Below are 22,671 nucleotides of genomic sequence, written 5' to 3'. Positions count from 1 at the left end.
TCACTCCATGCGCGGCGCAACGCTGTGCTAGCATTTAACACCATGAAGAACAACGATGATTCGACATTGGCCACTCCTGCGCTTGCTCCCGCTCCCCAGGGGGCGCGGAACGCTTTTCAAGGCGATCTGTTCGCCCATCTGGCAGCGCTGCCGAAAAATTGGCGGGATGCCTTTTCGGGCGAGCGCGAGCAACAAACGCTGCGCGATCTGAACAGCTTTCTGGATGAGCGCCTTGCCGTCGGCGTTCAGATATTTCCCTTGCGCCCCTTCCGGGCCCTGCTGGAAATTGCTCCGCAGGATGTGCAGGTGGTCATTCTGGGACAGGATCCCTACCATGGACCCAACCAGGCGCAAGGGCTGGCGTTTTCGGTGCCCGATTTCTGCCCTATCCCGCCCAGTTTGCGAAATATGTTCGCCGAACTGGCCAAGGAATACCCCGATACGTTCGTAAAGCAGCGCCACAGTCTTTTGCGCTGGGCCAGGCGCGGCGTGCTGCTGCTCAATACCTCGTTGACCGTCGAAGCCCACACGCCCGCATCGCATGCCAAGCGGGGCTGGGAAACCATAACCGACGCCATCATCGAATGCGTCCTGCGCGAGCCTCGCCCCAAGGTGTTTTTATTGTGGGGCGCGCATGCCCAATCCAAAGAGGCCTTGTTGCGCTCGCACCCGCCCGTCGGCCCGGTTCTTGTGCTCAAGGCCAACCATCCTTCGCCGCTTTCGGCCTTGCGTCCGCCACGGCCGTTCATAGGTTGCGGGCATTTCCGCAAAGCGAACGAATGGCTGGTGGAGCACGGCGAATCCGGCGTTGATTGGCTGGAAGGCAGTACCCCTGGAAGCGCCGGAAAATCGCCGCAGGCATAGCTGAAAAACGTTTATTTGGCTGGAATGGCGCTTGCCAAATATATGACGATCATCATAAATCGGATCGGCCTTTGATGAAATCCCAGGGAGAGGGGTTAAAAATTTATTGACTCCGAATTTTGCGTCTTATATTATGAGAACAAATCCCGATTAATGAGATATACGGGATTGCCAAAGGATCAGCCATCAGGGTGAATTCTTTGGCTTATTAATAAAAAACAGACGCAGACAGAAGGAGACATCATGAGCCGTATACGACGCGCCCTTACCGCCATCGCTGGCGCCCTGGCCTTGACCGCTGGGTTCCCAGCGCTTGCAAGCGCCGCGAATTATCCCGAAAGGCCCATCAAGATCGTCATTCCCTATTCGGCCGGAGGCGGAACGGATCAGTTCATACGCATCGTGGCCAAGCGGGCTTCGGAAACCCTGGGCCAGCCCATCACCATCATCAACAAGCCGGGCGGCAGCACTGTCATCGGAATGAAAAGCGTGATTGCCGCCGAGCCCGATGGATACACGCTGCTGGTATCGACCAATACCAGCTATACCCTTATTCCCTACGTCATGACGCCCAAGCCCTATTCGCCGGAGGAATCGCTGGACTATATCGGCGTGGTGGGCGAGACGGCCATGGTGATCACCGCCCATTCCTCCATGCCCGATACGCTCGCCCAGGTCATGGCCAATGCCAAGAAAGATCCAGGGGGCTATACCTACGCCACATACGGCGTGGGTTCGTCGACGCACCTGGCGGGTGAAATGTTCATGAACGACACTGGCGTCAGCTTTCAGCATATTCCGTACAAGGGCGTCGAAGCGGTAGCGGCGCTGGCGGGCGGGCAAGTCAACCTGATGGTGGATGGCGTGAATGCGGCCAGCGCCATGATCAAGGCCGGCAAGACGAAGCCCTTGGTGGTTCTGCAGCACAAGCGGTCGGAATTCCTGCCGGACACGCCCACCTTGACCGAAGCGGGTTATCCATCGGTCAACGCCAGCACGATCTCATACGTAATGTCCGCGCCCAAGGGCACACCCGTTCCCATCATCAACAAGCTTCATGCGACGTTTTCCGAGGCGCTACGCGACCCCGATGTCCTGAAACAAATCCGTAGCGTGCAGACTTCTCCGGCCTATCTGGGCCCCGAGGAAGCAAAGCTCTTTGTAGCTCGGCAATCGGAGGCGTTCATCGATCTGGTGAAAAAGAAGGGTATCGCCTTTTAAATGGATAAGGATATGAAGCTAGTGGATATCTACGCCGCCAACAGTACCTGGTCCGACGCCATACTGGGCCATGCCTTGAACTTTCCCGACCGCCCGGCCCTGGCGTTCAAGGACACCTCGATCAACTACGGCCAATTGAACGCCATGGTCGAGGAGTGCGCGGGGTATTTAAGCCGGATGGGCTTGGGCAAGGGGGATTGCATGGCGCTGCTTTCCCCGCCCAGGCAAGAGGCGATGATCACTTTCCTGGCCGCCGCCAGGCTGGGCGCGCTGTGGGTTGGCTTGAATCCGCGTTATCAGGTGCGCGAACTGAACTATGTCATCCAGCACGCCAGGCCCAAGCTGGTGCTGTCGGTATCCGGCTTTGAGGGCCGAGATTATCGGGTCGACATCCAGGCATCCCTGCATGGCGTGGATGACGGCGCCGTCCCGGAAATCGTTTTCTACGATGCGGCCGAGCCCACGGCGGACGCCTTGTTCGATGCTTTGGCGCGGCATGCCGAACGGAAGGGACCGTTGGCGGGCGCGGTCCCTTGCCTTGGCAAGGCCATGGACCCCTGCATGTTGGTATATACCTCGGGCACCACGGGTAAGCCCAAGGGCGTGCTGCTGCGCCAACGCGACCTGGTGTTCCGGTCGACGGTGCAGGCCCGCATGTTCAAGACGTCAAACTATCCGGTCGTCATCAATTTCGCCCCCATCAATCATATCGGCGGCATGCATTTCCGGGGGCTCAGCCAGATTCTGGCCGGCGGCACCATTGTTTATCAAGATCGATACCGGACCGCCGATGTCATGGGACTGATCGCCAGGCATCGGGTCAACATGCTGATGCTGGGATCCACGATGTTGCAGATGCTGCTGGCGGAGCCGACTTTCGACATTCAGGTGCTTAAGAAAATGGAATGGTTCATTTTCTCGGGCTCGGCCATTCCCATGCCCATCCTCAAGGCCATCAGGCAATATTGCCCGAACACGGGCTCCACCTACGGCCTGACCGAATCCTGCGGGTCGGTCAGTTATATCGACGGATCCGACTCCATCGAAGACACGGCCTACACCGTGGGGCGCCCCATACCAGACGGTGAACTGCGCGTTGCCGATGAGCAGGGAATGCCGCTCGCCGATGGGGAGCAGGGCGAACTGCAAGTCCGGATGGAGCATTGCATGGCCGGCTATCTGCGCGACGAGGCGGCCACGCACGCCGCGTTCACGGCGGACGGATGGTTGAAGACGGGCGATATGGCGGTCCGCCAAGGCAATGGCTATTACAAGCTGGTGGGCCGGATCAAGGAAATGTACAAGTCGGGCGGCTATAACGTGTATCCGCGGGAAGTTGAGCTGGTGCTGGAGCAGCACCCCTCTGTCTTGCTGTCGGCGGTCATCGCCGTGGATGACCCTTTGTACCAGCAGGTCGGACACGCCTATCTGATCATCAAGCCCGACACGAATGTCTCGGAAGGCGAACTGGCGGGCTGGTGCCGCGAACGCATGGCTAACTATAAACTGCCCAAGAAAATACACATCCGGTCATCGCTTCCCATGTTGTCCATCGGCAAGGTAGACAAGATCGCTCTTCGTTCCTCATGTTAATGGCGCTGCCCCATGTCCAATCCACTCCATCGTTACCATTTCATCCTGCACGCGATCGCTTCAAGCCTGAGCGGACTGTCCCTGCCTGAGCTGGCCACGGCGACGGGCCTGCCTCGCAGCACGGCCCACCGCATGGCGGCGTCGCTGCGCGAGATCGAATACGTCGATCTGGATCCCGCTTCCGGCAACTACGTGCTGGGCAAGGCCATCGTGCGGTTGATGCGCCAAAGCCTCGTGCAGGACAAGAAACTGTCGTCTTTCAGGCCCGCGCTCAGCTTCATCGTCAACAACCTGTCGGAGACGGCCTTCTTTGCGCGCTTTACGGGTACGGAGGTGGACCTGGTCGAGGCCATGACCCCCGTCGGCAAAGACCGCCTGTACATCTATCCCGGCGTCGGCAGCAGGCCGTTGGATAAATGTTCCTCCAGCAAGGCCATCCTGGCCTATCTGGATAGCGAAAGCCTGAATGCGGTGCTGCGCCCGGGCAATGCCCTCCACGAGGGCTCGTCCATGGATGCTGTCATACGGGAACTGGAGCAGGTCAACAAGCAGGGATTCGCCGTGTGCGATGGCGAGATCGAAGAAGGCGTCTACAGCGTGGCCTGTCCGGTGGTGCTGGGCAAGGTGGGGCCTTTGTACAGCATCGGGATCGTCGGCCCCGCGGCGCGCATGAAAGAACGCGGCATGGACGAGATCGTTGACGTGCTGCGCGCGGGCGCCGATATGGCAATGGAAGCACTGCTTCAGGACGACTGAGCGGTTTCGACTCTTTCACGAAGACAAGGATTACATGAACGACATCATTTCAGTGGAACGGCAAGGAGCCGTCGCGACGGTCCGGATAGATCGGGGCGAAAAGCGCAATGCGCTTACCCAGGATATGGTGCTTTCGCTTACGCGGATCGCCATGGAGTTCCAGGATGACACCCGGACCGCTTGTGTGGTGCTCACCGGCAACGCCAACGAGTTCTCCGCCGGGATCGACCTTGGCGATCCGGCGCGTTGGGATCTGAACGACAAGAGCTTCATTGAGCGCAGAGCCATCGCCCAGCGGGGCGCCAGGATGTGCCGCGCCTGGGAAGAGATGCCTCAGCTGACCATTGCCGCCACCGAAGGTTTGAATGTCGGCGGAGGCATCGCCTTGACGCTGGCTTGCGACTGGCGCGTGATGGCCGAATCCGCCTTTCTGTACGTTCCCGAGGTGCAGATCGGCATTCCGCTGGGATGGCAGACCATTCCCCGCCTGGTCAATCTGGTCGGGCCGTCGCGCGCCAAGCAGATTGTCCTTCTGGGCGACAAGATGAGCGCCGCCCAGGCCCGGGAATGGGGCATTGTCGATTTTGTGGTGCCCGACGGCAGCGCGCGGGACTATGCGCACGAGCTGGCCGAACGCATCGCCCGCATGCCCGACGTGGCGGTAAGGATGACCAAGCAAAGCATCAACAGCTATGTGAATGCGCTGAACCACTTGTCATCCCATATGGATGTGGACCAGGCCATGCTGTGCGGACTCAGTTCCGAAGCGGCGGACAGCCGGACGAAGTTCAAGAAGTAACGTTTTTATCGACCAACCTTGTTAACTGAATTGGAAAAGGTGTTTTTATGTTGAATTGGGAAGAATATCGCACTCAGCTCATGGGACAAATCGGCAACATTGCCGAACTGAGCCCCGATACGGTGAAAGGCTACAGCACGCTTTCGGGCGCCGGAGCCAAGACCAACCGGCTTGACGCCAAGGTGCGCGAACTTATCGCCATCGCCGTGGCGGTGACCACGCGTTGCGACGGCTGCATCGCGGTGCATTCTAAAAGGGCGCTCGAAAATGGAGCCACGCGGGAAGAGATCGCCGAGGCGCTGGGTGTCGCCGTGTCCCTCAATGCCGGCGCGGCACTGGTGTATTCGGCGCGTGTCATGGATGCCATAGCCGCCGGCGACGCGAGCTAGATAAAGCCAAACTCAAAGGAGACGGGAATGTTCCGATCGCTTTTTCTTGCTGTAGCGAGTATCTGTACTTTATGGCTGGCATCATCCGTCCATGCGCAAGGCTGGCCGGAAAAACCGGTGACATTCATCGTCCCTTTTCCGGCGGGCGGATCCATGGATACCTTTGCCCGGCCCGTGGCCCGCAAGCTGGGGGAAAGCCTGGGCGTGCCGGTAATTGTTTCCAACCGCGCCGGCGCGGGTGGGAGCGTGGGCTTGTCCTCGCTGGCCCGCGCAACGCCCGACGGCTACACAATCGGCCTGAGCAGCGTTGGCAACCTGGCCATCAACCCGCATATCTACCCCGATCTTCCTTACGATTCCCTGAAGGACTTCACCCCTATCGGCCTGGCCGGGAAATTCGTCAACGTGCTGGTGGCCAATCCAGGCGTCCCCGCCCACAGCGTAAAGGAACTGGTTGCTCTGGCCAACAAGAAACCGGGCTCCATTACCTACGCCTCGGCAGGCAATGGGTCCACCAATCACATGTCGGGCGAAGTGCTGCGCCAGCTTACTGGCGCCAGCCTGCTCCATATACCTTATCGCGGTAGCGGCCCTGCGCTGATCGATGTCCTGGGCGGCACGGTCAGCTTTATGTTCGATACCCTTAATACCTCGCTGCCTCACATCCAGGCCGGCAAGTTGCGCGCCCTGGCAGTGGCCAGTCCGCAACGCAGCCCATTCGCGCCCGATATCCCCACCATGGACGAGGCGGGTGTAAAAGGCTATGCGGGCGCCGGGGAGGACCTGTGGTGGGGCGTAATCGCGCCCGCCCAGATCCCGGACGATGTCAGGCAAAAACTGAATGCCGCCCTGGTCAAGGCGCTGACCTCGCCGGATCTCGTGCAGCAAGTCAAGGCTCAGTATGTTGAAACGCTTACGTCCACGCCCGAGGAATTCGCCGCGGTCCTGAAGCGGGATCACGCCCGCTGGGGCGAAATTGTAAAAAGGGCCGATATCAATCTGAAATAGGTACACGCCTGCGGCGGCAGGGCAAGTACAATACCGTCGCATGAATCCATCCACCCTGATCGGTATTGTCGGTAGCGTTCTTCTCCTGGCCGCGGTATTGGCCTTCTCGGCGGAAGACGCTGCCTTATTCGTCGATTTTCCCAGCCTGGGCATCGTCGTGCTGGGCACGCTGGCGGCCACGTTCATCAGCTACCCATTAAGCGAAGTGCTGCGCATCTTCCGGCTGATCGGCACGGTGCTGCGCAACGAGCGCATGTACACCGAACAGGACATCGACGACCTTATCGCCATTTCCCGGCTCTGGATGAAGGGCGATATACGCAAGGTCGAAAGCGCGCTCGAAAACGTGTCCAACCCTTTCCTGAAGACAGGGGTGCAACTGGTCATCGACATGACGCCGGAACAGGATATCGTCGATCTGCTCCAGTGGCGCATTTCGCGGCTGCGCGCCAAGGAGCGCGCCGAGGCCCAGCTGTTCCGCACCATGGCGGGGTTTGCGCCCGCATTCGGCATGGTGGGAACGCTGGTCGGCCTGGTAAACCTGCTGTTCCTGCTGGGCGATGGCGACATGACCGCCATCGGCCAGCAGATGGCGCTTGCGCTGATGACGACGTTCTACGGCATTCTGTTCGCCAACCTGCTGCTCAAGCCCGTGGCCGTCAAGCTCGAGCGGCGCACCGAACAGCGCATGATCGTGATGAACATGATCATGCAGGGCATTTCCATGATGTGCCAGAAGCGCAGCCCCGCCCTGATGCGCGAAACACTGAATTCCTTCATGCACCAGCACGAAGACGAAATCAACGACCACGCGGGCCGCCGCGCCCAGGCGCAAGCCAAGTCGCCATGAATCCCGCCATTCATAACAAATGGTATGTAGAGCCCGAGCCTCAGGAAGAGACCGAGAGCTGGCTGCTTACTTACCTGGACATGATCACCTTGCTGCTGGTGCTGCTGGTCGCCATGCTGACCCTGTCGGGGCAGGTGCCCAAGAATGCATCGCTGCCGACGACCACCGGTTTGCTGCCCGCCCACAGCGGCTTGTTTCCCGGCCAGTCGGAGCTGGCGGCGGCGCCCGCGGCGCTGCCGCCCGGGGCATTGCCGGCGCCGCCTCTTGCGCAGCCGCCCGCGGAATCCATCAGTCAGCCGGAAATGAAAGCGGGGCAAGCGCCCCCGGCCGACGAGCCTGACGCCGATATGTTTTCCAATGTGCCGGACTATGTGTTGGGCCAGACCGATCCGGATGCCATTCTGGGGCATGTCTTGGCCCAGTCCGCTGGGCCGGAGGATGAAGCCGCCGCGGTCGCCGAGCCCGAGAGCCATTTACCGGACCCGGAGCCCATGGCGCTGGCCCGATCCGCATTGCCCGAGCTGGGCGACGATATCGAGATCATCCGCAACAAGGAATCGATCAGCTTCCGTATCAATAGCGAGATTCTGTACAGTTCCGCCAAAGCCGATCTTAGCCTGGCCGGCCTGGCTGTCTTGCGGCGCCTCGTTCCCGTGTTCAAGGACAGCGCCTACGCCATCACGGTGGAAGGCCATACCGACTCGGTGCCGGTGCGCGCGGGGCGCTATGCCTCCAATTGGGAGCTATCGGGCGCGCGCGCCGGAAGCGTGGTGCGCTACCTGGAAGCCAATGGCATAGACAGCACGCGCCTGCGCGCCATCGGCTATGCGGATACCCGCCCTCTGGCTGGCAACGACACCGACCGGGGGCGCGCCGCCAATCGCCGGGTGGAGCTTATTCTGGATCAGCCTGCGGCTGCCGAGGGGCGCTGACGCGCCCTGGCGAGGTCTTGAAGGCCCGCCGCCAATCCCTATTGAAATACCGGGTTTTCCATGCTTCACATTGTGTGAACACCCGTTGCCGTGCCGTGCACTAGTACGGCGCGGTAATGCGCTTTAGTCTTCAAAGATTCGCCGTTGGCACGAATGCGGGCGGCCGCGCTTTCGCGCAGGCGTTCGGATCGGATATCGTTCGCGGATGGCCGTCAAGATACATAAAACAGGAGACAGCAATGAGCGGTTTGGAAATCGCTTCGATGCGATCGAAGTGTTCCCCGGAGGAATGGCAGGCGCGCATCGATTTGGCCGCCTGTTACCGGCTTGTTGAGCTTTACGGCATGGCCGATATGATGGCGAATCATATTTCGATGCGGGTGCCCGGAGGCGAAGAGGCTTTTCTCATCAATCCCTACGGCATGATGTACGAGGAAATCACCGCTTCCAGTCTCATCAAGATCGACCTGGCCGGCAACATTCTTTCTTCACCCGACTTCGGCGAATTCAATTACGGCATCAACCGGGCGGGCTATGTCATACACAGCGCCATCCACGAGGCCCGGCCTGACGTTGCCTGCATCATCCATACGCACAGTTGGGCTTCCATGGCCGTGTCGGCGCTGGAGTGCGGCCTGCTTCCCATTACTCAAACGGCAATGCGTTTCCTGAAGATCCGCTATCACGATTATGTCGGCGTGGTGCTCAAGGATGATGAAAAGAAATCCCTGGTAAGCGACCTGGGCGACGGCGAAGCGATGATCCTGCGCAATCACGGCGCGCTGGTCGCGGGCCGCAGCGTGGGTGAAACCTTCAATTGGATGCACAGGCTGGAACTGGCCTGCCGTTCGCAGGTGGCGGCGATGTCATGCAATACGCCGCTGCGCGGCGTCGCACCCGAAATACTTGAGGAAACCTGGAACAACTACCAACCCGGTACGCGTCGCCCCTATGGCCTGATGGAATGGCCGGCACTGTTGCGCAAGCTCGACCGCCTGGACCCTTCCTACAAGACCTGAGCGGCAAACCCCATAATCCAAAACCACAATAAATCAGTTCGGAGACAATCCATGCAAGACAAGAACAAGATCAACGCTCCATTTTTCCGGATCAAGGCCATGCTGCGCAGTTCGCTGGCCGCTTGCGCGATGCTGGCTGCCGGCCTGGCTTTGGCGGCATCGCCCGCAAGCGCCGCGTATCCCGAGCAGCCGGTGCGCATCGTTGTGGCTTTTTCCGCCGGGGGAACCACCGACATCCTCGCGCGCCTCGTCGCCGATCACATGAGCAAGGAGTTCGGCAAGGCCTTCGTGGTCGAGAACAAGCCGGGCGCCGGCGGCAATATAGGCACCGCCTATGTGGTCAACGCCAAGCCCGACGGCTACACCCTCATCATCGATTCCGTCGGCCCTATCGCCATCAATCCCACGCTGACCAAGCTTCCCTACGATCCGCTGACCGACCTGATTGCGGTTGCCCAGGTCGCCGATGTGCCCAATGTGCTGGTCGTTGCTCCCGAGCACCTGAAAATCGACAGCATCGCCGAGCTGACCAAGCAGATCAAGAAGAAGCCCGGCGAGTTCAACTACAGTTCCACCGGTGTCGGCACGTCGTCCCATCTGTCGGGCTACCTGATGGGCAAGCTCCAGAACCTGGACATCACCCATATCCCGTATAAAGGCGCCGAGGCGCTTAACGATTTGCTGGCCGGACGCGTGCACTTCATGTTTGCCACCATTCCGTCCGTGCGCGCGCTGATCGAATCGGGCAAATTGAAGCCCCTGGCGGTTTCCAGCCCGGAGCGCTCCCGGTCCTTGCCCGACGTTCCCACCATGGACGAAGCGGGCTTCAAGGGATTCCGCGCGGGCTCCTGGTTTGGCATGTTCGCGCCCAAGGGCACGCCGCCCGAAATCGTGGCGACACTGCGCGACAGCGTCAACCGCATCATTCAACTGCCCGATGTCTCCAAGCAGATGGTTCTGCAGGGCGCCGATCCAATGCCTGGCAGTTCCGAGCAGTTCCGCGACTTCGTCAAGGAAGAGCACGATCGTTGGAAACAGGTGCTGATCGAATCGGGCGTGGTCAAGCCATAAAGCGGCAAAACGCAAAAGAAAGCCGATTAACTTTCCGGGGAAACACCCGATGCGGTGCATCAATATTCTTGTATCGGCCCGGGCCGCCTCTTGCCTGCAGCCAGGCTTGGCGGCATTGCCCGACAGCTCGCGTTATCGGCTGGTCGAATTCGAGCATGCCGACGATCCGTCGCTGTTGGGGATAGACGCGGCCCTGGTCAGCCGCGACATTACCGGCTCCTCGACCAAGTATGTGCTGGACGACTTTACGGCCCGCTACTATGACGCGTTGCGCAAAGCTCACGGCCTGCAATGGGTGCATATCCATTCGGCCGGCCTGGACCGGCCGATCTTCGGGGAACTCCAGGCGCGCGGAGTCGAGGTCACGCCCTCGTCGGGCGTCAATGCCCAATCGGTTGCTCACACCGTCGTTGCGGGCGTGCTGGCCTTGAACCGGCGCTTCCCGCAGATCATGCGACAGCAGGCGCAGCATACATGGCGCTCGCTTGCGGCATCGACGCTGCCGGCCGACCTTGCCGGCCAGACCGCTGTGATCGTGGGCTGGGGCCCCATAGGGCGTTTGATAGGCGAATTCCTGGCAGCCTTGGGCCTGCGCATCGTCGTTGCCCGACACAGCCCCCAGCCCGTTCCGCAGGCGATGGCGACGGTCACTTACCGCGATCTGGCCGGCGTGCTTCCCCAGGCGGATTGGCTGATCCTGGCCTGCCCCTTGACGGCCGCGACCAAGCGGCTCATCGGTCCCGACCTGCTGGATGCGCTGCCGGCGGGCGCCAGTCTGGTGAATGTCAGTCGAGGAGAAGTGGTGGTGGAGCAGGCATTGGTCGGCGCGTTACGATCCGGCCGTCTTGCCGGCGCCTTCCTGGATGTGTTTGAGCAGGAGCCTTTGCCGCCGGACTCTCCGCTGTGGGATATGGAGAACGTCATTGTCTCGCCTCATTCCGCGGGACATGCGGATGGCAATTACCAGCGCGTGATCGACCTGTTCCTGGAAAAGCTGAAAGACCGGAAGTGATGCCGCATCGGACCGGGCAGCTCAGCACAAGGCCGCCAGGCCGGCGCGCAGGGCGTCGGCATTGTGCGGAAGCAGTTCGGCCTCGATGGTTTGATGCGTGCTGCGCCAGATGGGCACCGCCGTCGCAAGTTTTGCTTCGCCCAGCGCGGTAAGCCTTAACAAGCGGCTGCGGCCGTCCTGCGGATTGGCACAGCCTTGGACCAGCCCATCGCGTTGCAGCGGCTTCAGCGCGGCGGTAAGTGTGGTTCTGTCCATTGCAAGAAATCTGGACAGCGGGGTAAGGCTGACAGGCTCGGGACGGTTCAGTGCCATGAGCAGGGAGAACTGGCCATTTGTAAGTCCGAACGGGCGCAAGGCCTCGTCGAAACGACGCGCCAGCGCTCGGGCCGCCCGTTGCGCATGCAGGCACAGGCAAGCGTCGCGCACTTCCAGCGTCGTTTCAAATGCAACCTTCTTTTTCATGCGCGGATAATAGGTTGATATCAACGCTAATGTCAAATATAGTGGCTTTTCGCGGTCGGCGCCACGCGGGCGTCCATGCCGTTTCAAGGGATAAAGGAGACACCATGAAGTATGTAGAAGGGTTTGTCTGCGCGGTGCCCGCCGCCAATAAAGAGGCCTACCGCAAGCACGCGCTGGGCGCGGCGAAGCTGCTCAAGGAGTTTGGCGTGAGCCGCATGGTGGAGTGCTGGGGCGACGACGTGCCCGACGGGAAGGTCACTGACTTCCGGGGTGCTGTAAAAGCCAAGGACGGCGAAGTGGTGGTATTCAGCTGGTTCGAATACCCCTCCAAAGAGGTGCGCGATACCGTCATGAAGAAAATGATGGAAGATCCCCGCATGAAGGACATGGGCAAGGACATGCCTTTCGATGGAATGCGGATGATCTATGGGGGCTTCGTGCCCATCGTCGACGAGTAAGCCCTTAAGCCCCCACGCCGGTCTCCGGCTGGCGCGAGGGCTGCTTCAACTGTTCGTAGATATATGCCCCAGCCTCGGTGATATCCATGCGGATGCTTTCCGCCACTTTCTTGGCGTTGCCTTCCTTCAGGTGAGCGACGGCTTCATTGTGAAAATCGCGCTGCTTCAGGCTGGGCACATATTCGCCCAGGACCGCGTTGAGCGCCGGGCCGCAGCGCAGCCACAGTGTTTCGGTAATGTCGTTGACGACATCCATGCGCGCATGCGCGTACAGCGAAAAATGAAAGCGCCGGTGCCAATCCAGATAGGTGTTCTTGTTGTCCCGATCGATGGATTCGCGCATCTTCTGCACGATGGTTTCCAATTGCCGGACCGCAAGGCCGTCGATGTTCTCCGTGGCGGCGGCGGCCAGGCGGGATTCCAGGTCGGCCCGCAATAGCATCAACTGCCGAAACTGCTCGGCATTCAGCCGTGGCACGGACGCTCCCCCTTTCTGCCCGCCGGGCCCGCGATCGAGCACCCGTTCGGCAATCAGGTGATTTATAGCATCGCGCACCGGTGTCAGGCTGATGCCCAGTTCGCCTGCGACATCGCGCAGGACGATGCGCTCGCCCGGCTGGAATCGGCCGGACAACAGTGCCTGTTTGAGCGCGTCGTAGGCCCGATCCGAGAGGTTGTTTTTCTCGAGGGGTGCCAGGGGAGTAAGCATATTGCGTAAGCCTTTTATAGATGCCTCTATGTTAACGGAAGCATGGCCACAAGACCAATATTTGTTATTTGTTGTTTGTTATAACAAACTTGTGTAGAATTCATTCCAGAGGTTCAAGAGGTTTGTTTTACAGCCCACACCACGTTCAGGAGACAACATGAAATACCCACGCATCGCGGTCTTGGCGCTCGCCGCCATCATTCCCCTTGCCGCTCAATCCGCAGGCAAGGACTTCCCTCAGCGCGACATACAGTTCGTCATTCCATGGAATGCCGGCGGCTCCAACGACATTGCGGCGCGCCAGCTCCAGAACATCATGCAACAGCAATCGGGCGTCAGCCTGATTGTGGAGAATGTGCCGGGGGCCACGGGCTCCATAGGCATGACCCGTGTTGCGCGTTCGGCACCGGACGGCTATACCGTCGGCATGGGGACCAGTTCCACGCTGGCCCAGATTGCGCAAAAGCTGACGCCGCTGCAAAACGACCAGTTCACCCCCATTGCGCGGGTATCGGTAGACCCCTTGATCCTGCTGGTGCCGCAAGACAGCCCCGCCAAGGATCTGAAGGGTTTCCTGGAATACATGAAGAAGAATCCCGGGGTGTCGATCGGCACGCCAGGCACCCATAACCTTAATCACATCTTTGCCGAGATGACCGCGCGCGCTGCGGGCACCAAATACATCAATGTTCCGTATACCGGCGGCGCCAAGGTCATCATCGACCTGGCGGGGAAGCAGATTCAGGCGGCGGTCCTGAAGCCTTCCGAAAGCAAGGGCCAGATCGATGCCGGCAAGGTTCGTCCGCTGGGTGTATTCGCGAACGAGCGGCTGGAAGTCATGCCCGACATACCCACGTTCAAGGAACTGGGCTACGACGTCTTCCCGTTCGGACCTTTGGTGCAGATGGCCTACGTCGTGGCGCCGGCGGGCATCCCTGACGACGCCAAGGCGAAGCTGATCTCGCTGTTCTCCAAAGCCATCGAAAGCAAGGAGTTCAAGTCGTTCGCCGACAAGAACGGCGTCGTCATCAGTCCGCTGGCCGGGGACGACCTGACCAAGGAGATCAACGGCGTGCAGAACACGCTTAACAGCGTCGCCGCCAAGGTATTCACGAAGGACGAAGGAAAGAAATGAGCATCATCAAGAAAGTGACCTGCCACGTCGTCAGCGCGCCGGTGGAGCGGCCCTTCACCTCTTCCAGGGGCTGGCTCTATAAGACGCGGGGGTCTTGCATTGTCGAAATCGAGACCCAGGACGGCATGGTGGGATGGGGCGAATGCTACGGTCCGGCGCATGTGTCCCGCGCTTTCATCGATACGCAATTCGGGCCGCGCATCATAGGCCGCGACGCTTTCGATGTGGAAGTGATCTGGGAAGACTTGTACAACCGGATCAAGGATTACGGTTCCAGTGGAATGGCCATCGCAGCCATCAGCGGCATCGATATCGCCTTGTGGGACATCATCGGCAAGTCTTGCGGCAAGCCTGTGCACAAGCTGATTGGCGGCGCGTTCCGGGACAAGGTGCAGGCTTATGCGACTGGCCTGTATTTCATCGATATGGATCGGCTGATCGAAGAAGCCGTCGAAGAGGCGCAAGGCTACGTCGAGGAAGGCTTTGCCGCCATCAAGATGAAAATCGGCCTGGGCTCGCCCAAGCTGGATATCGCGCGGGTGGAAGCGGTCCGCAAGGCGATCGGCGACGATGTCCGCCTTATGGTCGACGCTAATCATTGCTTCACGGTGCCCGCTGCAATACGTCTGGGCCGCGAGTTGGAGAAGTTGGATGTCGAGTGGTTCGAAGAGCCCATTTCACCGGAAGACCTGGATGGTTATGTGGAAGTGACGCGCGCACTCGACATGGCGGTTGCGGGTGGCGAAAACGAGTACACCCGCTGGGGCTTTCGCGACATAGTCACGCGCAAGGCCATGGACATCGTGCAGCCGGATGTTTGCGCCGCGGGCGGCTTCAGCGAATGCCGCAAGATTGCCGCGCTGGCCACCGCGCATGGGGTGGAGTGCGTACCCCACGCATGGGGTTCGGTCATCGGCGTGGCGGCGACGCTGCATTTCATCGCGGCGCTGCCCGATCAGCCGCCCAGCTTCCGCCCGATGCCGCCGCTCTTTGAGTTCGAGCAGTGCGAAAACCCCTTCCGCGACCATCTGGCGACGGAGCCTATCGTGCAGCACAAGGGCGTCGTGGCCATTCCGACGGGGGCGGGCCTGGGCATCGAAATCGACCGCGGTGTCCTTGCGAAATACTCGGTATAGCACCATGCGTTTCATAAGCTTCGAGTACCAAGGACAGGCAAGGGCGGGAATACTGCTGTCGGTAGACGATTCCGGACAGCCGGCCCTGCTGATCGATGGCGGCCATCCCGACCGGCCCCAACCCTTGCAGGCACTGGAGCCGACCATGATGGCGTGGATCGAATCCGGCCTCGTGGAGCTATCCAGGGCGCTCAAACGCATCGTCCCGGACAAGGCCTGCCTGCTGCCGCTGTCTGCCGTCCGCCTGCTGGCGCCCTTGCCCAGGCCGGGAAAGGTAGTCGGCGCAGCCTTCAACTATCGGGACGGCCTGGCCGTTTCCAACCGGCCCACTCCCGAAGAGCCCGTCATTTTCGTGAAGTCGCATTCAACAGTGGTGGGGCCGGGCGTGACCATTCCGCTGGCCGGCGGAAACCAGGTAACCTACGAAGCCGAGCTGGCCGCCGTCATCGGCACGCCCGCACTGAAGACGGGGCGGGACGAGGCCGCATCCCATGTATGCGGCTATGCGATATTCAACGACGTCAGCTATACGAACATGGTCCGCGAGGACGGCGGTTTCGTACGGGGCAAGAACCAGGTCGCCACAGGTCCGCTGGGCCCCTGGATCGTATCGGCCGACGACATCGCCGACCCCTACGATTTGCGCATCGAGCTCGATGTGGACGGAGTTTCATTGCAATCGTCCAGCACTGCGCAAATGCTGTTCCGTATCGATGAGCTCATCGCCTATGCTTCGGAACGCATGCCGCTGGATCCCGGCGATATCATTGCCACAGGCACGCCTGCCGGTGTGGCTGCCAACCATAAGCCCGCCGCCTGGCTCAGGCATGGCCAGCGCGTAACGCTGCGCATCCAGGAGCTGGGCGAGCTCAGCAACCCTGTTGTGGAGATCTGACCGAATGAGCCCCGTATTGCCTAAAGTACTGCTGACCAATCCCATGCAAGAGGCCGAGCGGATTCGCCTGGCCGCGCATGCGCAGGTCATTGTGGCGCCTCGCGCCGACGCGGATACCTTGCGCGCCCTGGTCGCGGACGCCGATGTGCTCGTCGTGCGGGCAAAATTGCCCGACGACATCTTTGACCATCAGACGCGCTTGAAAGGGGTCGTTCGGCATGGGGTCGGGCTGGACATGATACCGATGGAGCAGGCTACCGCCCGCAAGATTCCGGTGGCGAACATGCCGGGATCCAACACGGCCTCGGTGGTCGAGTACTGCATCAACGCCATGTTCTATTTGCAGCGCAATATGGGCTCGCTCGCGCTGCGAGACCCGGTGGGCGATTGGCCGGTTAACCGGCCCCGCGCGGACAGCATGCGGGAACTGAATGGTCAGATATTGGGCATCGTCGGGGTCGGAACCATAGGCGGCGCGCTCGCCAAGGTGGCCGGCGCCCTGGGCATGCGGGTCATCGGGCTGTCGCGGCGACCCGAGAACCTGCCCAAAGGCGTGGAGTTTGCCGACAAGCAGGCCTTGTTTTCAAAGGCCGACATCGTCGTGCTTGCGTGTCCCCTTACGGCCCAGACGCGCAAGCTGGTCGACGCGCCGACGCTTGGGTTGATGAAGCCCGGCGCCTTGCTGATCAACGTCTCGCGTGGACCTGTCGTGGATACCGCCGCCCTGATGGCGGCCTTGCAGGCGGGACGGCTGGGCGGGGCCGCCCTGGACGTGCACGATGTGCAGCCCATTCCGGAAGGCCTGTATCCGCCGGGACTAGGAAATCTTCTGTTGACGCCTCATGTGGCCGGCATTACCGAATCCAGCATGACGAACATGAGCCGGGGCACGGTCGATGAGGTTTTGCGCTTGCTGCGGGGACAGCGCTTCGCCAATCTGGTCAACCCGGAAATATTCGAATAATCCGCACAGGTACGCCATTATGAAAATCGCGCATATACAAGCTTTTCCCGTTTCCTTTCCTGTGCCGGCCGACAAGTCGGTGACCTTGGGCATAGGCCGCAGCGTCAAGCGCGACGCGGTTCTGGTTGCTGTCGAAACCGATGAAGGCCTTATCGGATGGGGCGAGGCCCATCATGGCAGGTGCCCTGGCGCCATCGCACGCTTGATAGACACCACGCTGCGCGAACTGGTGGTCGGCATGGACGCGCTGGACGTTTCCGGCGTGTGGGCCCGCGTCTACAAGATGCAGATAGGCAGCCATGGCATGGGGGCGGCGGCGGCCCTTGCGCTTAGCGGCCTGGACCTTGCCTTGTGGGACATTCGCTGCCAAGTCGCCAAGATGCCTCTTTACCGCATGCTGGGCGGCAAGAGCCGACCCATCAAGGCTTATGCGGGCGGTATTTCGCTGGGCTGGCAAGCGCCCGAATCCTTGGCGGAAGAAGCCATGGGTTATGTCGAGCAGGGCTATCGCGCCGTGAAACTGCGCGTGGGCGACACGGTGGCGCGCGATATCGCTCGGGTCTCGGCCGTGCGCGCGGCTCTGGGATCGGAGATCGACATCCTGGTGGATGCCAACACCAATTACACGCTGGACGATACGCGCCGCGTATTGCCGGCCTACGATGAGCTGAATGTGGGCTGGCTGGAAGAGCCTTTTCCCGCGCACGACCTGGGACTGTATCGCCGTGCCGCCAAGCTCGGCCGCACGCCGCTTGCCGCCGGCGAGAATCACTACACGCGCTATGAATTCGATCCGCTGATTGCATCCGAATCCATCGGTTTCGTCCAGCCCGATCTTTCCAAGACGGGCGGCATTACCGAATCGCTGAAGATCGCGGCAATCGCCGGCGCCCGCCGCCTTAGCATCAACCCCCACACATCGGCCACGGCGGTCAACATGGCCACGTCGATAAGCTTTCTGTGCGGCATCGACAATCCGGGTTATTTCGAGGCCGACCTGACCGCCTACAACCCCTTCCGGGACGATATGACGGACAAGCCGCCCTACAAGCTGGACCAAAACGGGTGCGTCAGCGCCTTGGAGGGGATAGGAATAGGGCTGAAGATAGACCAGGCCTTCGTGGCGGCCCATCCCTTGATCGAAGGCCCGTGCTACGTCTAGAACAACGGCACCGGCGATCGGCGGCTGGCCTGGCAAGTGCCGGGCCCGCTCCCCGTTCTTAGAAGCTGCCGAACATTGTGCCCAGGGTGATGACACTGATCAATGCGACCAGCGGTACGCCCATGGTCACGGCAGCGATATTAAGGTAGGACTGCCGGTGGGTCAGGTTGCAAATGGACAGCAGGGTAATGATGGCGCCGCAATGCGGCAGCGTATCGAACCCGCCGGCCGCCATCACCGCAACACGGTGCAGCAGTTCGGGGCTGATGCCGGCTTCCTGCGCCATGCGCAGGTAGTCGGACCCCAGCGTTTGCAGGGCGATGCTCAGGCCGCCGGACGATGAACCGGTAATACCGGCAAGCACGTTCATCGCAACGGCTTCCGAGATAAGCGGATTGCCGGGAGCCACATTAAGCACGGCATCCCTGATGATCGCAAAGCCAGCCAGGCTTGCGATGACGGCGCCATAGCCGACTTCGGACGCGGTATTGAATAGCGGCAGCATGAAGCCGAACACGCCTTTGTTGACGGTTTCGCGAAGGTCGCGCCAATGGCCCAGCCGCGACACGATCAAGGTGGCGCAAGCGACCATCAGGGCGACGATAAGCGCCCACAGGCCCGTCATTTTCTCAGGCGATACGTTGGGGAAACGCTCCGTCAGGAAGGCCAGAGCCATGTTGGGGAATACGATATAGGTAAACAAGGCGTTGATGCCCACCACCAGCAAAAGCGGCAATATCGCCAGGAACAGCGGCATGCGCGACATCGGGCCGCTCTCTTCCTCGCCTTTTTCATCGGCGGCGCTGTCCACTTCGGTGTGGTGTCCGTAACCTTCGCTCCGCAGGCGCGCGGCGGCTTCGCGTGAGCGCAGCCACCACAGGCCGCCGCCCAGCATGATGGCGGCCCCGATAATGCCCAATCCCGGCGCCGCGAACACATTCGTCCCGTAATAGGGAATAGGGATGGCGTTCTGTATGGCTGGCGTGCCCGGCAATGCCGTCATCGTGAAGGTGAATGATCCCAATGCAACGGAGGCGGGCACCAGCCGTTTGGGAATATCCGCCGTGCGGAACAGATCGCGCGCAATCGGATAGATGGCGAAGGCCACCACGAACAGGGAAACGCCGCCGTAGGTAAGCACGCTGCATGCCAGGACGACGGTGACGATGGCGTGTTTGTGGCCCAGGCGCTCGACTATCCAGCGCGAGATCGTGTGCGCGGCGCCGGAGTCGGCCATCAGTTGCCCAAACAGCGCGCCAAGCAGGAAGATGGGCAGGAACTGCAACACATAGCCGCTCAGCGCCTTCATGAAGGTGTCGGTGTAGATGGGCAGGAAAAACGAGATATCGCCCGAGAGCAGCACCGCCAGCGCGGCCATCAGCGGAGCCAGCAGCAAAACCGTAATGCCCCTATAGGCCAGGTACATCAATAGAAGAAGTGAAACAACGATTGCAAGCGTACTGGTCATGCCTTGGATATGCCTTTTGAAACAATAAGTTGCGCACGTCCTGAAGTGCGCGATGGGAATAGCGCCACAGTTTAGCAGGCGCTTGTGACGTTCCCGAATTGATCGGGCGCGCTATCATAAAGGTCTCCAAGGAAGCCATTCATGCAAGACTCAATTTCCATACAACCCAAGCCGCGCCTGACTTCGCTGTCCCACGGAGGCGGCTGCGGTTGCAAGATCGCTCCCGGCGTACTGGCCGAATTGCTGGCCGGCATACCTGCGGCGCAGCCCTTTGGCAACCTGATGGTGGGCAGCGAAACGTCCGATGACGCGGCGGTGTACCGGCTGAACGATCAGCAGGCCCTGATCGCCACCACCGACTTCTTCATGCCCATTGTCGATGATCCCTACGACTTTGGACGCATCGCCGCCGCCAACGCGTTGTCGGACGTCTATGCCATGGGCGGCTCGCCCATCATGGCGCTGGCCATCGTCGGCATGCCCATCAATGTGCTGCCCAAGTCCGATATTGCCGCCATCCTGCAAGGCGGCGCCGCCGTCTGCGCCCAGGCGGGCATACCGGTGGCGGGCGGGCACTCCATCGATTCCATAGAGCCCATCTACGGCCTGGCGGCCATGGGCCTGGCCCATCCTGACCACATAAAGCGCAACGCCGATGCCAAGGCGGGTGATGTGCTTATCCTGGGTAAGGCCTTGGGCGTGGGCATTCTGTCGGCGGCCCTGAAAAAAGACATGCTGAATGCCGACGGTTACCGCGCCATGGTGGACAGCACGACGCAACTGAATCGGCCGGGCGCGATCCTGGGCGGTTTGCAGGGCGTACACGCCGTGACGGACGTCACCGGTTTCGGCCTGCTGGGCCACACGCTGGAAGTCGCCCGGGCTTCGGGCCTGTCCGCGCGGCTGCGCCATGCGGATCTTCCCTGGCTGCCCGGCGTGCGCCAGTTGGCCGCACAGGGTGCCGTCACCGGCGCCTCGGGGCGCAATTGGGCATCCTACGGCGCTTCCATCGCGCTGGCCGGACACGTGGACGACACCATGCGGGCACTGCTGTGCGATCCCCAGACTTCGGGCGGCCTGCTGGTTTCCTGCTCGCCCGGCGTTGCGGAACAGGTCCTGGACATGTTCCATTCCGAGGGTTTCGGGCAGGCTGCGGTCATCGGAGAATTGCGCGATGGCGGACCGGCGGTACAGGTGGAGTAAGCATCTCCGTGAGTATGGCGTGATCCGTCATTGCCGGCGCGCGCCAGGCGTTGCTTCAATCGAAGGTAATGCCTTGCGCCAAGGGCAACTCACGAGAATAGTTGATGGTATTGGTTTGACGGCGCATATAAGCCTTCCAGGCATCCGATCCGGACTCTCGTCCCCCGCCTGTTTCTTTTTCGCCGCCGAACGCTCCGCCAATCTCGGCGCCGCTTGTGCCAATATTGACGTTTGCAATGCCGCAGTCGCTACCCGCCGCGCTTTGAAACAGTTCGGCCTCGCGCACATCGGTAGTGAAAATGCAAGATGACAGGCCTTGCGGTACGTCATTATTCAGACGAATTGCTTCGCTGAAGTCGCCATACGCCATCACGTAAAGAATGGGTGCAAAGGTTTCGTGACGCACCACATCGGTTTGGCGAGGCATCTCTGCAATAGCCGGCGAGACGTAAAAGGCGTCGGGGTAGTCGTTTTGCAATTGACGCTCGCCGCCATATACCTTGCCGCCTTCCCGGCGTGCCTGTGACAGCGCTTCCCGCATGGCCTCGTAACTGGCTTTATCGATCAACGGCCCGACAAGATTTCCTTGGAGAGGATGACCAATGCTTACCTTGGCGTAGGCTGATTTCAAACGCGCCACAATCTCGTCTTTAATCGACTCGTGGGCGATAAGTCGACGCAGGGTAGTGCATCGTTGGCCTGCGGTGCCCACTGCCGAAAACACAATGGCGCGCACTGCCAGATCCAGGTCCGCGCTCGGTGCGAGGATCATGGCATTGTTTCCGCCAAGTTCAAGAATGCTGCGCCCAAAGCGGGCCGCCACGCGGGGCCCGACCTCTCTGCCCATTCGGGTACTGCCGGTTGCACTGATCAAGGCTACCCGCGGGTCGTCAACCAGCGCCTGCCCTGCCGCACGGTCGCCCACTGTTAGCTGGCTGATGTATTGAGGGGCATCGCCAAACTCACGCATGGCATGCTCCAGCAGCGCTTGGCAGGCCAAGGCGGTAAGCGGCGTTTTCTCGGACGGTTTCCAGAGCACTGCGTTGCCGGCAACCAGGGCCAGAGTGGTATTCCATGCCCAGACCGCCACCGGGAAATTAAATGCGCTAATCACGCCGACGACCCCCAGCGGGTGCCAGGTTTCGCGCATATGGTGGCCTGGGCGTTCGGATGCAATGGTCAAACCGTATAACTGCCGCGACAGCCCCACTGCGAAGTCGCAAATGTCGATCATCTCCTGCACTTCGCCTAGGCCTTCCTGGGTGATTTTCCCAGCCTCCCAAGACACGAGCTCACCCAACGCCTGCTTGTTGCGACGAAGAACTTCTCCGAATAAACGCAGCAATTCCCCTCTTCGTGGGGCAGGCAGCGTGCGCCAGGTTTCGAAAGCCTGTTGCGCCCGTTCGATTTTTTCGGTAACGATAGCCGGCGAATCCAGATGGACCGCGCCGATACGGCTTCCATCGATAGGAGTATGAATGAAGTGCGAGCCTTCGGTGTAGCTGGATCGCTCCACACCGAGGCTGGCGAGCAATTTATCGACCATAACTTATCCTTTACATGAA

The 22,671-nt window shown here is 60.7% G+C and carries 23 protein-coding genes; 19 read left to right on the top strand and 4 right to left on the bottom strand.

What is annotated here, in order from left to right; all coding sequences use genetic code 11:
* Positions 1-42 precede the first annotated feature (42 nt).
* The 12 genes from V0R37_RS10970 (at position 43) to V0R37_RS10915 (ending at position 11,514) form a co-directional block, all read left to right on the top strand.
* Entirely contained in the window at positions 43-864 is an 822-nt protein-coding gene (locus tag V0R37_RS10970) for a uracil-DNA glycosylase (RefSeq protein WP_420374541.1), read from the top strand.
* A 243-nt stretch (positions 865-1,107) separates the two neighbouring features.
* On the top strand, positions 1,108-2,085 hold the full coding sequence (locus V0R37_RS10965) for a Bug family tripartite tricarboxylate transporter substrate binding protein (RefSeq protein WP_420374540.1): 978 nt from the start codon (positions 1,108-1,110) through the stop codon (positions 2,083-2,085).
* Between the two features lie 12 nt (positions 2,086-2,097).
* Positions 2,098-3,678 (top strand): class I adenylate-forming enzyme family protein, encoded by a 1,581-nt coding sequence (locus V0R37_RS10960; protein ID WP_420374539.1) that lies wholly within the window; start codon positions 2,098-2,100, stop codon positions 3,676-3,678.
* Positions 3,679-3,690: 12 nt separating this feature from the next.
* Positions 3,691-4,434, top strand: a complete 744-nt coding sequence (locus V0R37_RS10955) for an IclR family transcriptional regulator (RefSeq protein WP_420374538.1) — start codon at positions 3,691-3,693, stop codon at positions 4,432-4,434.
* Between the two features lie 34 nt (positions 4,435-4,468).
* Positions 4,469-5,233, top strand: coding sequence for an enoyl-CoA hydratase/isomerase family protein (locus V0R37_RS10950; RefSeq protein WP_420374537.1), 765 nt, complete (start codon positions 4,469-4,471; stop codon positions 5,231-5,233).
* A gap of 47 nt (positions 5,234-5,280) precedes the next feature.
* A complete protein-coding gene (locus tag V0R37_RS10945; RefSeq protein ID WP_420374536.1) occupies positions 5,281-5,622 on the top strand; it encodes a carboxymuconolactone decarboxylase family protein in 342 nt (113 codons plus the stop codon).
* A gap of 27 nt (positions 5,623-5,649) precedes the next feature.
* Positions 5,650-6,630: a Bug family tripartite tricarboxylate transporter substrate binding protein gene (locus V0R37_RS10940; protein ID WP_420374535.1), complete on the top strand. Its 981-nt coding sequence runs from the start codon at positions 5,650-5,652 to the stop codon at positions 6,628-6,630.
* 40 nt (positions 6,631-6,670) lie between these two features.
* Complete coding sequence (locus tag V0R37_RS10935) at positions 6,671-7,480, top strand: motility protein A (RefSeq protein WP_420374534.1); 810 nt, start codon at positions 6,671-6,673, stop codon at positions 7,478-7,480.
* The gene (locus V0R37_RS10930; protein ID WP_420374533.1) at positions 7,477-8,412 is read left to right on the top strand and encodes an OmpA/MotB family protein; all 936 of its coding nucleotides are present in this window, start codon (positions 7,477-7,479) and stop codon (positions 8,410-8,412) included. The genes V0R37_RS10935 and V0R37_RS10930 overlap by 4 nt, the downstream gene beginning before the upstream one ends.
* A 239-nt stretch (positions 8,413-8,651) precedes the next feature.
* A complete protein-coding gene (locus tag V0R37_RS10925; protein ID WP_420374532.1) occupies positions 8,652-9,431 on the top strand; it encodes a class II aldolase/adducin family protein in 780 nt (259 codons plus the stop codon).
* 51 nt (positions 9,432-9,482) lie between these two features.
* The gene (locus V0R37_RS10920; RefSeq protein WP_420374531.1) at positions 9,483-10,502 is read left to right on the top strand and encodes a Bug family tripartite tricarboxylate transporter substrate binding protein; all 1,020 of its coding nucleotides are present in this window, start codon (positions 9,483-9,485) and stop codon (positions 10,500-10,502) included.
* A 49-nt stretch (positions 10,503-10,551) separates the two neighbouring features.
* Complete coding sequence (locus V0R37_RS10915; RefSeq protein WP_420374530.1) at positions 10,552-11,514, top strand: D-2-hydroxyacid dehydrogenase; 963 nt, start codon at positions 10,552-10,554, stop codon at positions 11,512-11,514.
* Positions 11,515-11,535: 21 nt separating this feature from the next.
* On the opposite strand, the gene V0R37_RS10910 is transcribed toward V0R37_RS10915, so the two are convergent.
* Positions 11,536-11,976 (bottom strand): MarR family winged helix-turn-helix transcriptional regulator, encoded by a 441-nt coding sequence (locus tag V0R37_RS10910; RefSeq protein ID WP_420374529.1) that lies wholly within the window; start codon positions 11,974-11,976, stop codon positions 11,536-11,538.
* Positions 11,977-12,080: 104 nt separating this feature from the next.
* Here V0R37_RS10910 and V0R37_RS10905 point away from each other — a divergent pair, with 104 nt between their 5' ends.
* The gene (locus V0R37_RS10905; protein WP_420374528.1) at positions 12,081-12,434 is read left to right on the top strand and encodes a DUF1428 domain-containing protein; all 354 of its coding nucleotides are present in this window, start codon (positions 12,081-12,083) and stop codon (positions 12,432-12,434) included.
* A 4-nt stretch (positions 12,435-12,438) separates the two neighbouring features.
* Here V0R37_RS10905 and V0R37_RS10900 read toward each other — a convergent pair whose 3' ends face one another.
* Positions 12,439-13,143, bottom strand: a complete 705-nt coding sequence (locus V0R37_RS10900) for a GntR family transcriptional regulator (protein WP_420374527.1) — start codon at positions 13,141-13,143, stop codon at positions 12,439-12,441.
* Positions 13,144-13,300: 157 nt separating this feature from the next.
* On the opposite strand from V0R37_RS10900, the gene V0R37_RS10895 reads away from it, so the two are divergent.
* The 5 genes from V0R37_RS10895 to V0R37_RS10875 are packed head-to-tail and all read left to right on the top strand — an operon-like array spanning position 13,301 to position 18,435.
* Entirely contained in the window at positions 13,301-14,278 is a 978-nt protein-coding gene (locus V0R37_RS10895; protein ID WP_420374526.1) for a Bug family tripartite tricarboxylate transporter substrate binding protein, read from the top strand.
* The gene (locus tag V0R37_RS10890; protein WP_420374525.1) at positions 14,275-15,414 is read left to right on the top strand and encodes a mandelate racemase/muconate lactonizing enzyme family protein; all 1,140 of its coding nucleotides are present in this window, start codon (positions 14,275-14,277) and stop codon (positions 15,412-15,414) included. The genes V0R37_RS10895 and V0R37_RS10890 overlap by 4 nt, the downstream gene beginning before the upstream one ends.
* A 4-nt stretch (positions 15,415-15,418) precedes the next feature.
* Positions 15,419-16,309: a fumarylacetoacetate hydrolase family protein gene (locus V0R37_RS10885; protein WP_420374524.1), complete on the top strand. Its 891-nt coding sequence runs from the start codon at positions 15,419-15,421 to the stop codon at positions 16,307-16,309.
* 4 nt (positions 16,310-16,313) lie between these two features.
* Positions 16,314-17,273 carry an NAD(P)-dependent oxidoreductase gene (locus V0R37_RS10880; RefSeq protein ID WP_420374523.1) on the top strand — a complete coding sequence of 320 codons (960 nt, stop codon included), beginning with the start codon at positions 16,314-16,316 and terminating at the stop codon, positions 17,271-17,273.
* A gap of 19 nt (positions 17,274-17,292) precedes the next feature.
* Positions 17,293-18,435, top strand: a complete 1,143-nt coding sequence (locus tag V0R37_RS10875; protein ID WP_420374522.1) for a mandelate racemase/muconate lactonizing enzyme family protein — start codon at positions 17,293-17,295, stop codon at positions 18,433-18,435.
* Between the two features lie 58 nt (positions 18,436-18,493).
* Here V0R37_RS10875 and V0R37_RS10870 read toward each other — a convergent pair whose 3' ends face one another.
* Positions 18,494-19,903, bottom strand: coding sequence for a GntP family permease (locus V0R37_RS10870; RefSeq protein ID WP_420374521.1), 1,410 nt, complete (start codon positions 19,901-19,903; stop codon positions 18,494-18,496).
* A gap of 141 nt (positions 19,904-20,044) precedes the next feature.
* Between V0R37_RS10870 and selD the strand changes: the two genes are divergently transcribed.
* Positions 20,045-21,106 (top strand): selenide, water dikinase SelD, encoded by a 1,062-nt coding sequence (gene selD, locus V0R37_RS10865; RefSeq protein ID WP_420374520.1) that lies wholly within the window; start codon positions 20,045-20,047, stop codon positions 21,104-21,106.
* 55 nt (positions 21,107-21,161) lie between these two features.
* Here the strand turns inward: selD and amaB are convergent, their stop codons facing one another.
* Positions 21,162-22,652, bottom strand: a complete 1,491-nt coding sequence (gene amaB / locus V0R37_RS10860) for an L-piperidine-6-carboxylate dehydrogenase (RefSeq protein ID WP_420374519.1) — start codon at positions 22,650-22,652, stop codon at positions 21,162-21,164.
* Positions 22,653-22,671: the final 19 nt, after the last annotated feature.

The organism is Pollutimonas rozaliensis (genome assembly GCF_048751585.1).
In the GTDB taxonomy this organism is placed as follows: Bacteria; Pseudomonadota; Gammaproteobacteria; order Burkholderiales; family Burkholderiaceae_B.
The sequence above is the reverse complement of the archived record's forward strand: the minus strand, read 5'-3'. Positions and strand labels throughout refer to the sequence as shown.